The organism is Roseibium sp. SCP15, from assembly GCF_040329435.1.
Classification (GTDB): domain Bacteria; phylum Pseudomonadota; class Alphaproteobacteria; order Rhizobiales; family Stappiaceae; genus Roseibium.
This window is the reverse complement of the sequence record NZ_JBDZYI010000005.1, coordinates 101,222-115,362: the sequence shown is the minus strand read 5'-3', so window position 1 is coordinate 115,362 and position 14,141 is coordinate 101,222. Positions and strand designations below refer to the sequence as shown.

Annotated in this window: 17 protein-coding genes; 12 read left to right on the top strand and 5 right to left on the bottom strand. The window is 57.9% G+C overall.

From position 1 onward, the window contains the following. The first annotated feature begins 31 nt into the window (after positions 1–31). Positions 32–1,348, top strand: coding sequence for a bifunctional folylpolyglutamate synthase/dihydrofolate synthase (locus ABLO27_RS23435; protein WP_417714834.1), 1,317 nt, complete (start codon positions 32–34; stop codon positions 1,346–1,348). A 30-nt stretch (positions 1,349–1,378) separates the two neighbouring features. After that, entirely contained in the window at positions 1,379–2,641 is a 1,263-nt protein-coding gene (locus ABLO27_RS23430; protein ID WP_353036279.1) for a hypothetical protein, read from the top strand. 32 nt (positions 2,642–2,673) lie between these two features. Here ABLO27_RS23430 and ABLO27_RS23425 read toward each other — a convergent pair whose 3' ends face one another. Both ABLO27_RS23425 and ABLO27_RS23420 read right to left on the bottom strand, forming a co-directional pair. Next, positions 2,674–3,591 (bottom strand): bifunctional helix-turn-helix domain-containing protein/methylated-DNA--[protein]-cysteine S-methyltransferase, encoded by a 918-nt coding sequence (locus ABLO27_RS23425; protein WP_353036277.1) that lies wholly within the window; start codon positions 3,589–3,591, stop codon positions 2,674–2,676. Between the two features lie 93 nt (positions 3,592–3,684). Beyond that, positions 3,685–4,146, bottom strand: a complete 462-nt coding sequence (locus ABLO27_RS23420; RefSeq protein WP_353036275.1) for an Lrp/AsnC family transcriptional regulator — start codon at positions 4,144–4,146, stop codon at positions 3,685–3,687. A 104-nt stretch (positions 4,147–4,250) separates the two neighbouring features. On the opposite strand from ABLO27_RS23420, the gene rocF reads away from it, so the two are divergent. Both rocF and ABLO27_RS23410 read left to right on the top strand, forming a co-directional pair. Continuing rightward, on the top strand, positions 4,251–5,216 hold the full coding sequence (gene rocF, locus ABLO27_RS23415) for an arginase (RefSeq protein ID WP_353036273.1): 966 nt from the start codon (positions 4,251–4,253) through the stop codon (positions 5,214–5,216). A gap of 11 nt (positions 5,217–5,227) precedes the next feature. Then, on the top strand, positions 5,228–6,313 hold the full coding sequence (locus ABLO27_RS23410) for an ornithine cyclodeaminase (protein ID WP_353036271.1): 1,086 nt from the start codon (positions 5,228–5,230) through the stop codon (positions 6,311–6,313). A gap of 75 nt (positions 6,314–6,388) precedes the next feature. Here ABLO27_RS23410 and pyrF read toward each other — a convergent pair whose 3' ends face one another. The 3 genes from pyrF to ABLO27_RS23395 all read right to left on the bottom strand — a co-directional run bounded on the left by pyrF (position 6,389) and on the right by ABLO27_RS23395 (position 8,881). Further along, complete coding sequence (pyrF, locus tag ABLO27_RS23405; RefSeq protein WP_353036269.1) at positions 6,389–7,120, bottom strand: orotidine-5'-phosphate decarboxylase; 732 nt, start codon at positions 7,118–7,120, stop codon at positions 6,389–6,391. 70 nt (positions 7,121–7,190) lie between these two features. After that, on the bottom strand, positions 7,191–8,039 hold the full coding sequence (locus ABLO27_RS23400; RefSeq protein WP_353036267.1) for an SDR family NAD(P)-dependent oxidoreductase: 849 nt from the start codon (positions 8,037–8,039) through the stop codon (positions 7,191–7,193). 26 nt (positions 8,040–8,065) lie between these two features. Beyond that, positions 8,066–8,881: an SDR family oxidoreductase gene (locus ABLO27_RS23395; protein WP_353036265.1), complete on the bottom strand. Its 816-nt coding sequence runs from the start codon at positions 8,879–8,881 to the stop codon at positions 8,066–8,068. Between the two features lie 250 nt (positions 8,882–9,131). Here ABLO27_RS23395 and hisB point away from each other — a divergent pair, with 250 nt between their 5' ends. The 8 genes from hisB to coaA are packed head-to-tail and all read left to right on the top strand — an operon-like array spanning position 9,132 to position 14,103. After that, the gene (hisB, locus tag ABLO27_RS23390; protein WP_353036264.1) at positions 9,132–9,725 is read left to right on the top strand and encodes an imidazoleglycerol-phosphate dehydratase HisB; all 594 of its coding nucleotides are present in this window, start codon (positions 9,132–9,134) and stop codon (positions 9,723–9,725) included. A 23-nt stretch (positions 9,726–9,748) separates the two neighbouring features. Continuing rightward, positions 9,749–10,252 carry a DUF2628 domain-containing protein gene (locus ABLO27_RS23385; protein ID WP_353036262.1) on the top strand — a complete coding sequence of 168 codons (504 nt, stop codon included), beginning with the start codon at positions 9,749–9,751 and terminating at the stop codon, positions 10,250–10,252. After that, positions 10,249–10,902: an imidazole glycerol phosphate synthase subunit HisH gene (gene hisH / locus ABLO27_RS23380; protein WP_353036260.1), complete on the top strand. Its 654-nt coding sequence runs from the start codon at positions 10,249–10,251 to the stop codon at positions 10,900–10,902. Before ABLO27_RS23385 ends, hisH begins: the two co-directional genes overlap by 4 nt. 20 nt (positions 10,903–10,922) lie before the next feature. Further along, on the top strand, positions 10,923–11,210 hold the full coding sequence (locus ABLO27_RS23375; RefSeq protein WP_352949847.1) for a DUF1330 domain-containing protein: 288 nt from the start codon (positions 10,923–10,925) through the stop codon (positions 11,208–11,210). A gap of 5 nt (positions 11,211–11,215) precedes the next feature. Then, the gene (gene hisA, locus ABLO27_RS23370) at positions 11,216–11,959 is read left to right on the top strand and encodes a 1-(5-phosphoribosyl)-5-[(5-phosphoribosylamino)methylideneamino]imidazole-4-carboxamide isomerase (protein ID WP_353036258.1); all 744 of its coding nucleotides are present in this window, start codon (positions 11,216–11,218) and stop codon (positions 11,957–11,959) included. After that, positions 11,956–12,735, top strand: a complete 780-nt coding sequence (gene hisF / locus ABLO27_RS23365) for an imidazole glycerol phosphate synthase subunit HisF (RefSeq protein WP_353036256.1) — start codon at positions 11,956–11,958, stop codon at positions 12,733–12,735. Before hisA ends, hisF begins: the two co-directional genes overlap by 4 nt. Before the next feature lie 35 nt (positions 12,736–12,770). Then, positions 12,771–13,094 carry a phosphoribosyl-ATP diphosphatase gene (locus tag ABLO27_RS23360; RefSeq protein ID WP_353036254.1) on the top strand — a complete coding sequence of 108 codons (324 nt, stop codon included), beginning with the start codon at positions 12,771–12,773 and terminating at the stop codon, positions 13,092–13,094. Between the two features lie 43 nt (positions 13,095–13,137). Then, positions 13,138–14,103 (top strand): type I pantothenate kinase, encoded by a 966-nt coding sequence (gene coaA, locus ABLO27_RS23355; protein WP_353036252.1) that lies wholly within the window; start codon positions 13,138–13,140, stop codon positions 14,101–14,103. The last annotated feature ends 38 nt before the right edge of the window (positions 14,104–14,141 follow it).

Below are 14,141 nucleotides of genomic sequence, written 5' to 3'. Positions count from 1 at the left end.
ACATGGGACAGAGGACCCTTCGGAGGGCGCCTTGGATCAAATCACAAAAATCCTGGACCGGTTGCTGGCACTGCACCCCAAGGAGATAGATCTCTCGCTTGGGCGCATGCATCGTTTGCTCGCAGCTTTGGGAAATCCGGAAAAGCGGTTGCCGCCGGTCATTCATGTTGCCGGGACCAATGGCAAGGGGTCCGTGACCGCGACGATGCGTGCCATTCTGGAAGCATCCGGAAAACGCTGCCACGTCTACACGTCGCCGCACCTGGTCTCGTTCAATGAACGTATTCGGCTTGGAACACACGGCAAATTCGTATCCGATCCCGAACTTTATGACGCTCTCCATCGCTGCGAAGAAGCAAATGGCGGTGAGGAAATCACCTTCTTCGAGATCACGACGGCAGCTGCATTGCTTCTGTTTGCGGAACATCCTGCTGATGTTCTTCTTCTGGAAGTTGGTCTCGGCGGCCGTTTGGATGCCACCAATGTCATCGATGATCCGATTGCCACGGTGATCACGCCCGTCTCCATGGATCATGAAAAGTTTCTGGGAGACGATCTCACCGAGATCGCTGCCGAAAAGGCTGGTATCATCAAGCAGGGCGTGCCGGTGGTCTGCGCGGCTCAGGAAACGACGGCGCTTCCCGAGATCGTCCGCCAAGCGGCCCGCAAACGGGCAAGGCTGTCTGTGTACGGGCAGGAATTCATTGCGCAGGCCGATCAGGGCCGGATGATCTTTCAGGACGAGGAAGAGCTGATTGATCTGCCGCTCCCGGTTCTGGGCGGAGGTCACCAGTATGCCAATGCCGGGCTTGCCATCGCCGCACTGAAGGCCGCCGGCGTTCTGCCTGCTGAAGACATTATTGCCCAGGGGCTGAGATCCGTAAACTGGCCTGGGCGGCTGCAGCCGATCACTCACGGACGGCTTCTGGACATGTGCCCCGAAGGAGCGGAAGTCTGGATCGACGGCGGTCATAATCCAGGTGCGGGAGTTTCCGTTGCCCAGTTCATGGGCGAACAGGAAGAAAGAAACCCCTGCCCGCTCTATCTGATCTCCGGAATGCTCACCACCAAGGATCCGGTCGGGTTCTTCCGCCCTTTCCACGGTTTGGTGCGCCATGTCGGCACGGTGCCGATTTCTTCAACGATGACAGCAAGATCTCCGGAAGACCTGGCGGACCTTGCGCGCTGCGCCGGTCTCGAGGCAACACCGTTCCAATCACTGGACGCGGCCCTCGCAGATGTGGCAGCTTGTGCCGCGAAGGATGGAGAACCGCCACGAATTTTGATTTGCGGTTCGCTTTATCTCGCCGGTGAGGCCTTGGCACGGAACGGTACAGCTCCGGACTGACGCGTCACCGGACCTATGGAGGTCTGATTGATGCGTGGGACTTTTGGTCTGCCCGTTCGTACTGCTGGTTTATTGATGGGTGCCGTCCTGATGACGGCACCGGCTTTTTCACTTTCCGAACAATATGAAACACCACCCGAGCAGGACCCTTCGGTTGTCCTGGACGGTAAGGAACTCGGGCCGGGATATGCTGTTTTGGCCCCGGTTCGAAGTGATGGTTTCCTGCGTATCTACCAGTTGCAGACCGACCTCGGCGTCGAACGCATCGAGGGAGACGGTTTGCTGAAGCAGCGGCTTGCCGAGCTCAAGGTTCTTGTTGCGCTGGAAGGACTGAAGAACGATCAGAGTTTCGTTGACGGCCTGAAACAGGCAGCCATGAAGCCGGTTGAACTGGTTGAAAGCACGGTCACCGACCCGGTCGGTACTGCCAAGAGTACGGTGTCCGGTGTCGGACGCATGTTCGGACGATTGACCAAGGGAGTGGAGGCCGCGGTTTCCGGCAAAGGCGGTTCAGCAGCCGATATTGCAAAATCCATTACCGGACAGGCGCGCGCAGAGCGGGAGCTCGCTTACGAACTCGGTGTCGACCCCTATACCTTTTACAAGCCGCTTTCCGAAAAACTGAATGAAACCGCCAGCGTGACGACGGCAGGAAACTGGACAGTTACCGCGATCACAAGCCTGCTCCCCGGTGGATTGATTGTTTCAGCCGCCCGTCAGGCCGACAATTTCCGAACGCTTATCGTGGACAGCACCCCGTCGGAGCTTGAGGAGCGGACCGCAGAGACCTTCCGCAAGGCCGGAATTTCGGAGCAGACGATTTCGAAGATCGCCGCCAATCCGTTCTACACGATCTCTGAAAAGGCCGCGATTGCCTATCAACTGCAGGCGATGCCAAGTGTCCAGGATCTGGATTTGATCGCTGCGAAAGCCGCCGATGCTGAAAGCCGGGACATTGCCTATTTCCAGCTGCGCCGCGTTGTTCTTCTTGAAACCTATAACCGGGTTGTCTCCGGTCTTGGTCAGATCAAGGAGGTAAATGGTGTTCCCATTGCCATCCGCCGGGATGGGATAGCAGCAATCATCCTGCCGCTTGACATGGTGTCATGGACGAAGACGGTCGCTCAGACCTTTTCCAACATGCATGAAGGATTGGGCCAGCTTCCTTTTCCGCCGTCGAGCGTCGATTTCCTGATCACGGGAGACCTGACCCCGATGACAGCCGAGCGGCTGACATCCTTTGGCTGGGAAATCACCGGCAACTATCCGATGCCCGAAGGTCCTGTTCACTAAAAAAACGGTTGTGAGCCTCCGGGTCAGGAGGCTCAGACACACTCCAGCACAGGTGCGGAAAGGCCGCTTTCCCAACCGAGAATGGCGCGCTTGCGGGTCAGGCCCCAGTGATAGCCGCCAATCTTGCCGCCCTTTGCCAGCACCCTGTGACAGGGCACGACGAAGGAAATCGGATTACGGCCGACTGCGGAGCCGACGGCTCTTGAAGCCTTCGGATTTCCGAGGCAGGCCGCGATGTCGGAATAGGTGGTCGCCTGTCCCATGGGGATCTTCAAAAGAGTCTGCCACACCCGGATTTCGAAATCCGTGCCGATCATGACGATGTTCAGCGGCTGGTTTTCCTGCCACTTCTTCGGATCGAAAACCCGCTGTGCGTAGCGCGCCGTCGCATCCTGATCGTGAACATATTGAGCCGCGGGCCAGCGGCTGCACATGTCCTCCAGCGAGCTATCTTCTTCGCCGGGATCGGCAAATCCAAGGCCGGCCAGTCCCTTGTCCGTCGCCATCACCAGTACCTGACCGAAAGGCGAAGGGTGAAAGCCGTAGATGATCTTTAGCCCACCGCCCCTGTTCCGATAGTCGCCCGGTGTCATTGCTTCGTGGGTGACAAAAAGGTCGTGCAGTCGCGAGGATCCAGACAGGCCAACTTCAAAGGATGTGTCCATGATGCTGGCCGAGTCCCGCAGGAGAGCCTTGGCGTGATCAAGGGTGATGGCCTGAAGAAACTGCTTGGGTGTCAGTCCCGCCCAGCGCGAAAACACGCGTTGAAGCTGAATGGGTTGCAGACCGACCTCCTTGGCGAGTTCTTCAAGGGTCGGCTGGTCGCGCCAGTCTTCGGTGATCCGCCGTAGTGTCTGGCGGACAACCGTATAGTTTTCAGATGCCTCTTCACCGACCGAGATCGGCTTGGGTTCTGAGGCGATGGCGGAAAGATCGAGTGCTTTGGTCATATCGAATACTTCGCGTCTTCAAGTCTGATCCGATCATAGTCGGCGCGCTGCACTGAAGCGACCCGATTTGCGAGATGGTCGCACCGGGTCTGCTCAGCCGAGCACATCCTTGAATTCATCGGCCGGAACGGCAGGCCCCTTTCGGGTGTTCAAAAGAAGGCTGGTTTCCGTGCCCGTGATGCCTTCGATCAGTCGAATTCGGTTCAGCGCATCGTCAAAGCCCACCAGATCTCTTGTCGCAATGTCCAGCACAAGGTCCCACTTGCCGTTGGTGGAATGGATGGCCCGTACTTCGGTCAGTGCGCTCAGGGAACGAATGACCGGTTCGGTATTATGTCCGTCAACCACGACCAGTGTTACGGCACGGATCGGAAGATCGCGCCAGTCATCGCGAAGAACCGCTGTAAATCCGAGGATCTCACCTGATTCGATAAGCTTCTCCATTCTCGAGCGCACGGTTGCGCGGGAGACTTTCAAATCGCTTGCCAAATCGGACACTGATCTGCGCCCATCATGACGCAGGAGCGAGATCAATTGAAGATCCAGATCATCCATAGTTTCAATCCGGTAATTTGAGTTTATCAAAATGATAAATCTGACTGCACATTTGATCAAGTGACGGGATTTACTCCGCCGCGGCGTTTTCACACACTTTGAAGATGAGAATTCATTCGGAGGAACAAGTGAACGTCGTCAAGAAGCAGATTGTTCTTGTCGGAGCTCCCGTCGACGAAGGTGCCGGTCAAAAAGGCTGCGTCATGGGACCTGACGCGTTTCGAACGGCCGGTCTTGCGGGCACGCTTGAGGCGCTGGGCCATTCGGTTGCCGATCATGGCAATCTCGTCCCCGCCGATGTCGGCGGTCTGACCGCCCCAAATCCGGTTTTGAAAAATTACCCGGCTTATGTTGCCTGGACGAGGGCGCTCCACGCAAAGGCGGCGGAACTTGGGACCGCTCCGGTCTTTCCGATCTATCTCGGTGGGGATCACGCCATGGCGGCGGGCACGGTTTCGGGACAGGCGAAGGCTGCCGCGGAACACGGGCGCCCGCTTTTCGTGCTGTGGCTGGATGCACATTCCGATTTTCATACGCTGGACAGCACGGACAGCGGCAATCTTCATGGCACACCGCTCGCCTTTGCCTGTGGCCTGCCCGGATTTGAAGGTCTGCTTGGAACACCGGTCGAACACACCGTGAAACCCGAACATGTCGAGATACTCGGTGTGCGGTCCATTGATGCCGCTGAACGCAGCATGCTGTTGAGCCATGGCGTTGGTGTCAGCGACATGCGGCGCATTGATGAAGAAGGCATTGGCCCGCTGCTAAGGCCCTTTCTGGACCGGGTCCGTGATGCCAATGGACTGCTGCATGTCAGTCTGGATGTTGATTTTCTCGATCCTGAAATCGCGCCTGCCGTCGGCACGACGGTTCCGGGCGGCGCGACTTTCCGCGAGGCGCATCTGGTGATGGAAATGCTCCATGACAGCGGACTGGTGACGTCGCTCGATCTGGTCGAGCTCAACCCCTTTCTGGACGACCGCGGAAAAACCGCGCGCCTGATGGTCGATCTGACCGGCTCTCTTTTTGGCCGCCGCGTCTTCGACCGCCCGACAAGAAGCTTCTAGAGGAAATGAATATGTCTGCCGTGAACCATAACCCGGAGCCCTCAGAACTGGCTTATGTGCCGTTCGTGAGCGTCGACAACATGATGCGCAACGTTCGCGCAATCGGTGTTGAAAAGGCACTGATGGGAATAGCCGAGTATATCGAAGAGGATTTCCTGCGTTGGGAAAGCTTCGACAAGAAACCGCGCATTCCGGCACACGCGCCCCAGGGGGTGATCGAGCTCATGCCGACAAGCGATGGCAAGACTTTCGGATTCAAATACGTCAACGGTCACCCGGAAAACATCCGCGACGGCCTGCAGACCGTAACCGGGTTCGGTGTTCTGTCCGATCTGGCCACCGGATATCCGGTGCTCCTGACTGAAATGACCATCCTGACGGCTCTGCGTACGGCAGCCAATTCCGCGCTGGCCGCAAAATACCTGGCGCCGAAGGGTTCAACCACCATGGCCATCATCGGCAATGGCGCCCAGTCCGACTTCCAGTGCCTTGCCTTCAAGGAAATGCTCGGCATCACCGAAATCCGGGCCTATGACATCGACCACTCCGCCAGCCTGCGTCTGGCGCGGAACCTGGCCGATTCCGGTCTCAACGTAACGATCTGCAAGACGCCGGAAGATGCCATTGAAGGAGCGCAGATCGTCACCACTGTGACGGCGGACAAGAAGTACGCGACGATCCTGACCGACAACATGGTTGGTTCCGGCATCCACATCAACGCGATTGGCGGTGACTGCCCGGGCAAAACAGAGCTTCACAAGGATATTCTGCTGCGTTCGGATATTTTCGTCGAGTATCCGGAGCAGACCCGGATCGAAGGAGAGCTGCAGCAGCTGCCGGAAGACCATCCGGTAACCGAGCTCTGGCAGGTCTTTGCCGGTCAGGTGGCAGGCCGCACGTCAGATGATCAGATCACCTTATTCGACAGCGTCGGCTTTGCAATCGAGGACTTCGCCGCACTTCGGTATGTGCACGACCTTCTGCCGAAGACCGGCCACTTCGAAAAGCTCGATTTGCTGGCTGACCCCGACGATCCGCGCGATCTTTACGGAATGGTGTTGCGCTCGTCGCCTGAAAATGGAAATCAAGCGGCCTGACCGAAACCAAGACCGCAATTAAAAACTTGGCCACCGCTCCGGCGGTGGCCTTTTCTTTGTTGTGCCGGGGAGCGGCTATTTCGCGAGCGCTGCTTCGATCTCCGCGACAACCGTATCAGCTGCCGCTGCCGGGTCTGCGGCCTGGTTGATCGGGCGCCCGACAACCAGATAGTCACTGCCGGCGCGGATCGCGTCTTCAGGCGTCATCACCCGCCGCTGGTCACCAGCAGTGCTGCCCGCAGGGCGGATACCGGGTGTGACTATCACGAGTTCATCCCCCAATATGGTGCGCATCTTTTCAGATTCCGTTGCCGCACAGACAATGCCGCCCATCCCGACAGCCCTTGCGTCCATTGCCCTGGCTTCCACCACATCAGACAGAGGTCCACGGTAACCGGCAGCAATCAGATCGTCCTCATCCATCGACGTCAGAACCGTTACACCCAGAAGGCAGAGGTTCGGATTGTCTTCTTCCGCCAGCCCCTTTACGGCTGCCCGCATGGTTTTTGGATAGCCGTGCAGGGTCATGAAAGTCATGCCCATCTTGGCAACATTGCGCACCGCTTTGGTGATGGTGTTGTCAATATCGTGCAGCTTGACGTCCAGAAAGATCTTCTTGCCATCGGCAGCAAGCTCGCGCGCAAATTCCAGTCCGCCGGCAAACTGAAGTTCCATGCCGATCTTGTAGACGCCGACCTTGCCTTCGGTCTTGCTTACCAGAGCTTCGGCCTCGCCGATGGTGGGCACATCGACGGCGACCACCAAACGGTCGAGGGCGGTTTTCGGGGCGAACGGACTGGTCGGCATGGACGGATCTCCTGGATGGCGTTTGGGAAGGCGATCCGTCCATAACATCATGATGGCTGAATCGCCAGAACTACGCCTTTCCGGTCCTTTCGAATTCCGCAAAAGCTTCCTTGTAGTCCGGATGCCAGCGGGAGAGCGGAGGCCGGTTTTCAATGATATCGCCGATCGCCCATTCCGCCCGGCGCCGATCACGCGTGCTGTCGACGTCGTTGTCCGGACACAGAATGTAGAAATCGCCTGCCGTCATCCGGGCGATGAAGTGATCGACCGTCTGTTCGCTGGTCCAGGCGGCAGCCGGTTTTTCAGGAATGTGCGCCGCAATCATGCCGGTATAGGTAAAGCCGGGCACGAAGAGATGCACGGAAATCGGTGCGCCGGCTTCCCTGAGTTCATGCGCAAGTTGCTCGCTCAACACCTTTACCGCTGCCTTGGAAGCGTTGTAGCCCGGATTTCCGGGAGGCGTCGTGATCCCCTGCTTGGAACCGGTGTTGATGATGACCGCGGGGCGGTTTGCTTCGATCAAGCGCGGGGTGAACGACTGGACACCTCGCAGAATGCCGAAGAAATTGACATCCATCATTCGTGTCCAGTTGTCGAAACCGTCCCAGCACTTGGAACTCAGGCCGATGCCCGCGTTGTTCATCAGGACGGCGACGGGCCCGGTTGCAAACACCTTGTCGGCCAGGGCTTCCACCTGGGCCATGTCGGTCACGTCGGTCGGTACGGCAAGCACATCCGCATTCGGGCTGGCAACACCGCGGACTTTTTCGATGGCGGCGTTCAGTGGCTCGCCCGCCAGGTCGGCGAGGACAACACCGAACCCGGCTTCGGCGAAACGGATCGCCGAAACCAGCCCGACTCCACTCGCAGCCCCCGTAACCACTGCAAGACCACCTTCGGAAACTGCTTTTTCAAACATGGAGTTAACCTCTATCTACGCACCATCTAGAGACCAAGCTGCGCCTTCAGACCGCCAATGAAGGTGGCGTCGTCCAGGTTCTTGCGATTGTCGAGAAATTCTTCCGCATCCGCACCGGCCCGGTAGCGCAACTGGTTTGTACCATCTGTGACCGCCTGCCAGATGACGTCGGCAACGACGGACGGATCGGAGCCGCCATTGGCCGCCTCGCCGAAAACGGCAAACAGCTTCTGGATCGTCTCCTGATATTCTGACATGGTTTCGTCGTTGCTGAAGTCAAACGATCTTCCGCCGAAATCCGTGCGGATCATGCCCGGCTCGACGATTTTCATCTTCACACCGATGGCTTCCAGTTCGAAATGAAGGGCTTCCGACAATCCTTCGACCGCAAACTTGGTTCCGTGATAAAGCGTGCCGAGCGGAAATGTCATCTGACCGCCGATGGAAGAGATGTTGACGATCGTGCCGGATTTCTGCGTACGAAAGATCGGCAGCACTGCCTTGGTGACTGCCAAAAGGCCGATGACATTGGTGTCGAACTGGCGGCGGATCTTGTCCATCGGCGTGGCTTCAAGTGGACCATAGGCGCCGTAACCTGCGTTGTTCAGCAGCACATCTATTCTGCCGAAGCGCGACCATGCCTGGTCAACGGCGCTCGCTATCGAGGTTTCGTCGGTCACATCCAGGCGCGTGACCAGTGCGTTGGCATGATCCGCCAGATCCCCCGCATTTTCGGGTGATCGCATGGTCGCGACAACATTCCAGCCATTGTTCAGAAAAAGTTCCGCGGTGGTGCGTCCGATGCCCGTGGAGGCACCTGTGATAAGAATGGTTCCGGACATGGTCATCTCCTGAAAAGTACCGGTTTCCAGCGCATTGCGTCTGGGTCGGTATCAATGTGCGCGTTTTGCCGAAAACCGCGCTGGCAAGGTGCGTCAAAGGACTTGCAGATGACGCCAATTGCCTGATCGATCCGGCTCCGGCGTCAACTTGGATCGCATGAGCCTATACGTCGCTATTTCATTAGTCGGTTCAGGCTGCTACAACATCGCCGCTTGCCGGGACATCCGGCCTTTAAGGAGACCGTCACTCATGCGTACAGCGAGTGTATCGCGCGATACCAAGGAAACCCGCATTTCAGTCGAGATCAATCTGGACGGAACTGGCGCCTATGACGTCCAGACCGGTGTCGGATTTTTCGATCATATGCTGGAGCAGCTGTCGCGACATTCGCTGATCGACATCAAGGTCCGCGCCGACGGCGACACCCATATCGATTTCCATCACACGGTGGAGGACACCGGCATCGCGCTCGGCCAGGCCATTTCCTCGGCTTTGGGAGACATGTCGGGCATCACCCGCTACGCCGACACGCATCTGGCCATGGACGAGGCGTTGACCCGCTGTGCGCTGGACGTGTCCGGGCGACCGTTCCTCGTTTGGGACGTGACGTTTGACCGCGACAAGGTTGGTGATTTCGATACGGAGCTTTTCGAGGAGTTTTTCCGCGCATTCGCCATGAATGCCGGGATCACCCTTCATGTCGCCAATCTTTACGGTTCAAATTGCCACCACATCGCCGAAACCTGTTTCAAGGCCGTCGCCCGCACCTTGCGCAAGGCGGTTGAGATCGATCCGCGGCAGGCTGACCGAGTACCGACCACCAAAGGTCAGCTCGGCGGCTGAAGCTCTAACGAACGGACGGACGCATGAGCACCTATGTTGTGATGGCACCGCCGGAATTTCGGGATCTGGACGGAGACCCCCGCCAGACCGATCGGCTTGCATTTGTTCCGGACAGGTTCTCGTTCCTGGCATTCCTGTTTTCCATCATCTGGTTGCTGGTGCACCGGATGTGGCTGGTGTTGCTCGGCTATCTTGCCGTGACCCTGGTGATCGAATTGCTGGCGCTTTCGGTAGGACCGGAAGCCGTGGGCATCGTTGCGCTTTTGATGTCGCTTCTGTTCGGCTTTGAAGCACAGGCCCTTCGCCGCTGGTCCCTGGAGCGCAAGGGGTGGCGCATCATCGGCATCGCGGAAGGTTCCAGCCGGGACGAAGCCGAGTTCCGTTTCCTGCACAAGACAGCCGCGCCCGTTGCGCCGGTTGAAGAACAAACTGACCGGCAACAGCGCCCTCACCGCTCACCGATCGTCCCAAGGGTCGGCAGCGAACAGGTCGTGGGCCTGACGCTTGGTCCGGAGACCCGTCAATGACAATTGCAATTATCGACTACGGTTCGGGCAATCTACGCTCGGCGGAGAAGGCATTCGAGCGCGCGGCCCGCGCTCATGCCCATGTGCCGGACGTGATCGTCACAGCCGACCCGGAGCGGGTTCTGAAAGCCGACCGCATCGTCCTGCCGGGCGTTGGCGCGTTTGCAGACTGCAAGCGTGGCCTGTGGGCTGTTGAAGGCATGCCGGAAGCCCTGCAGGAAGCCGTGCGCGAGCAAGGCAAGCCGTTTTTCGGCATCTGCGTCGGCATGCAGCTGATGGCCAGCCGCGGCCTCGAATTCGAAACCGTCGAAGGCCTGAACTGGATCAACGGCGACGTCTCGGAAATGAAGCCGTCGGATCCGTCGCTGAAGATCCCGCATATGGGCTGGAACACGATTGATGTGCGCTCCGAAAGCCATCCGGTGTTCAAGGGCATCGAGACCGGGCCTGACGGACTGCATGCGTATTTCGTGCATTCCTATCACTTCGCCTGCGCCAATGATGCGAACCGTCTGGCAACGTTCGACTATGCCGGCACGTTCACCGCGATGGTTGCGCAGGACAATATGATCGGCACGCAATTCCACCCGGAAAAAAGCCAGCGGCTGGGCCTTGAGCTCATCGCCAACTTTCTGGACTGGACGCCTTAACTGAATTGGGGAGATATCAGATGAGCAAAGGCTATTGGATCGCCAGAGTGGATGTGAACAATCCGGACGACTACCCGAAATACGTCGAGGCGGCAAAACCGGCTTTTGAACGTTTTGGTGCGAAGTTCCTGGCGCGCGGCGGCAAAACCGACACCATCGAAGGTCCGGGACGGGCCCGCAATGTCGTCATCGAGTTTCCGAGCTTTCAACATGCCGTCGATTGCTATAACTCGCCCGAATATCAGGTTGCGGTCAAAATCCGCCAGCAAATAGCCGATGGCGAAATCGTCATCGTTGAAGGAATGTAAGAAGCATGATCCTCTTTCCCGCCATCGACTTGAAAGACGGCCAGTGTGTGCGCCTGAAGCTTGGAGACATGGACCAGGCAACGGTGTTCAACGATAACCCGGGCGCCCAGGCCAAGACCTTTGAAGACCAGGGATTTGAATGGCTGCATGTGGTCGATCTGAACGGTGCCTTCGCCGGTGAAAGCGTCAACGGTGCCGCCGTCGATGCAATTCTGTCGTCGACAAGGAACCCGGTTCAGCTCGGTGGCGGCATCAGGACGCTGGAACATATCGAAACCTGGCTGGACAAGGGCATCACGCGGGTCATTCTCGGCACTGTGGCCGTCAGAGACCCGGAGCTGGTGAAAGAGGCATGCCGCAAGTTTCCGGGCAAGGTTGCCGTGGGCATCGATGCCAAGGGCGGTTATGTCGCCGTGGAAGGTTGGGCGGAGACTTCTGAACTGACGGCGGTCGATCTTGCCAAACAGTTCGAAGATGCGGGCGTTTCGGCGATTATCTACACCGATATCGATCGCGACGGGGTTCTGAAGGGGCTCAACATTCCTTCAACCCTGGAACTTGCCCGTTCCGTTTCCATTCCGGTGATCGCCTCCGGAGGTCTCGCGTCCATTGACGATATTCATCGTCTCCTGGAGCCCGATTGCGCTGTCCTTGAAGGAGCAATTTCGGGACGGGCCCTTTACGATGGCCGGCTCGACCCGAAAGAAGCCATGTGCCTGATCCTGGAAGCGCGGAGTAAAGCATCATGACTTTGAAAGCGCGTGTCATTCCGTGCCTGGACGTCAAGGACGGCCGTGTCGTCAAGGGCGTTAATTTCGTCGATCTGATTGATGCCGGCGATCCGGTCGAGGCAGCCAAGGCCTACGACGCAGCCGGTGCGGACGAACTCTGCTTTCTAGACATCACTGCAAGTCATGAAGGCCGCGACACGATCTACGATGTTGTCCGGCGTACGGCCGAAGCGTGCTTCATGCCGGTTACCGTTGGTGGTGGTGTGCGCACGGTCGAGGACATCCGCAAGCTTCTGATTGCTGGGGCCGACAAGGTTTCCATCAACACCGCAGCGGTCAAGAACCCGGTCTTCGTGCGTGAAGCGGCGGAAAAATTCGGTGCGCAGTGCATTGTCGTGTCCATCGATGCCAAGCAGGTGAACGAGCCGGGTGAACCGGACAGGTTCGAGATCTTCACCCATGGAGGTCGCAATGCCACGGGCATTGACGCTGTCGAGTTTGCCAAAAAGGTTGTCGAACTTGGAGCTGGCGAATTGCTGGTGACGTCCATGGACAGGGATGGCACCAAATCCGGTTACAACATTGCGCTTACCCGCGCGATTGCCGACGCTGTTCCGGTGCCGGTGATTGCCTCGGGCGGGGTTGGAACCCTGGATCACATGGTCGAAGGTGTACGGGACGGACATGCGACCGCGGTCCTGGCGGCTTCCATTTTCCATTTCGGCGAATACACAATTCAGGAAACGAAGCAGCACATGAATGATGCCGGCGTTCCGATGCGACTGGACGCCTGATCGACGCAGCATTCGAGACCTGGGATATAAGACCAATGACGAAGTTCACACTGGACGATCTGGACGCCATTATTGCTGCACGTGCGAAGAGCGAGGACGAGAAGTCCTATACGCGCAAGCTCGTGAGCAAGGGCGTTGCGAAATGCGCCCAGAAACTGGGGGAAGAAGCGGTCGAGGCGGCGATTGCCGCTGTCAGGGAAGATCGGGAAGAGTTGACGGCGGAAGCCGCCGACGTGCTTTATCATTTGCTGGTTGTTCTGAACGTGGCTAATGTTCCGCTAGGGGACGTTATGAGGGAACTCGCGGGCCGCACGGGACAAACCGGACTGGAAGAAAAAGCATCCCGGCCTGAAGAATGACAGCTGGCACGCCTTAGCCACCGCAGCGGGAACTGCGAGAAAGATGGATCAGAAAGTCGCCACGGCCCTGGACATGGATTTGTCCCCTTACCGGGTGTTCACCGAGCGCCAGTGGTCCAAATTACGTGCTGACACGCCAATGACCCTGAGCGAACACGAAGTGTCGCAGCTTCAGGGTCTGAACGCTCCGGTGTCCATTGAGCAGGTGGAGACCATTTATCTGCCGCTTTCGCGCCTCTTGGCGTTTTATGCGGAAGCGACTATCAGCATTCATCAGGCCACCCAGAATTTTCTTGGTCACCGTGACGGCAAGACGCCGTTCATCATTGGTGTTGCCGGTTCGGTTTCTGTCGGAAAATCAACGACATCTCGTGTCCTTCGCGAGCTCCTGGCCCGTTGGCCCGCAAGCCCACGTGTCGACCTGCTCACGACGGACGGCTTTCTCTATCCGAATGCGATCCTGGAAGCGGAAGGCCTGATGTCCAAGAAGGGCTTTCCGGAAAGTTTCGACAGGCCCCGCCTATTGAAATTCCTGTCAGACATCAAGGCCGGGCGGCGCAATGTCCGCGCACCTGTCTATTCCCATTTCTACTACGATGTCATGCCCGGCCACACAGTCACGGTCGACAAGCCGGACATTCTGATTGTCGAAGGCCTCAATGTCCTGCAGACACGGGAATTGCCCAAGGACGGACGCGCGGTTCCGTTCGTGTCGGATTTCTTCGACTTCTCGGTTTACATCGATGCTGATGAAGACCTGCTGAGCAAATGGTACGTGGAACGTTTTATGCGCCTGAGGGAAACGGCGTTCCGCGATCCGGGTTCATATTTCCACAAGTACTCACGTATCACTGATGAGGAAGCAGTCGAAACCGCAACCCGGATCTGGAACGAGATCAACCTTGTGAACCTGCGGGAAAATATTCTGCCGACCCGGCCGCGGGCGGATCTGATCCTGTCCAAGAATGCGAGCCACCGGATTTCGAAGGTGGCGCTGCGCAAGGTCTGACTTTCACGAAAAGGCCCGCAACCTTTTCAGATTGCTGG

Coding starts and splice junctions, on each gene's coding strand:
- ABLO27_RS23430 (WP_353036279.1), top strand. CDS start 1,379: ATGCGTGGGACTTTTGGTCTGCCCGTTCGTACTGCTGGTTTATTGATG.
- ABLO27_RS23425 (WP_353036277.1), bottom strand. CDS start 3,591: ATGACCAAAGCACTCGATCTTTCCGCCATCGCCTCAGAACCCAAGCCG.
- ABLO27_RS23420 (WP_353036275.1), bottom strand. CDS start 4,146: ATGGATGATCTGGATCTTCAATTGATCTCGCTCCTGCGTCATGATGGG.
- rocF (WP_353036273.1), top strand. CDS start 4,251: ATGAGAATTCATTCGGAGGAACAAGTGAACGTCGTCAAGAAGCAGATT.
- ABLO27_RS23410 (WP_353036271.1), top strand. CDS start 5,228: ATGTCTGCCGTGAACCATAACCCGGAGCCCTCAGAACTGGCTTATGTG.
- pyrF (WP_353036269.1), bottom strand. CDS start 7,120: ATGCCGACCAGTCCGTTCGCCCCGAAAACCGCCCTCGACCGTTTGGTG.
- ABLO27_RS23400 (WP_353036267.1), bottom strand. CDS start 8,039: ATGTTTGAAAAAGCAGTTTCCGAAGGTGGTCTTGCAGTGGTTACGGGG.
- ABLO27_RS23395 (WP_353036265.1), bottom strand. CDS start 8,881: ATGTCCGGAACCATTCTTATCACAGGTGCCTCCACGGGCATCGGACGC.
- hisB (WP_353036264.1), top strand. CDS start 9,132: ATGCGTACAGCGAGTGTATCGCGCGATACCAAGGAAACCCGCATTTCA.
- ABLO27_RS23385 (WP_353036262.1), top strand. CDS start 9,749: ATGAGCACCTATGTTGTGATGGCACCGCCGGAATTTCGGGATCTGGAC.
- hisH (WP_353036260.1), top strand. CDS start 10,249: ATGACAATTGCAATTATCGACTACGGTTCGGGCAATCTACGCTCGGCG.
- ABLO27_RS23375 (WP_352949847.1), top strand. CDS start 10,923: ATGAGCAAAGGCTATTGGATCGCCAGAGTGGATGTGAACAATCCGGAC.
- hisA (WP_353036258.1), top strand. CDS start 11,216: ATGATCCTCTTTCCCGCCATCGACTTGAAAGACGGCCAGTGTGTGCGC.
- hisF (WP_353036256.1), top strand. CDS start 11,956: ATGACTTTGAAAGCGCGTGTCATTCCGTGCCTGGACGTCAAGGACGGC.
- ABLO27_RS23360 (WP_353036254.1), top strand. CDS start 12,771: ATGACGAAGTTCACACTGGACGATCTGGACGCCATTATTGCTGCACGT.
- coaA (WP_353036252.1), top strand. CDS start 13,138: ATGGATCAGAAAGTCGCCACGGCCCTGGACATGGATTTGTCCCCTTAC.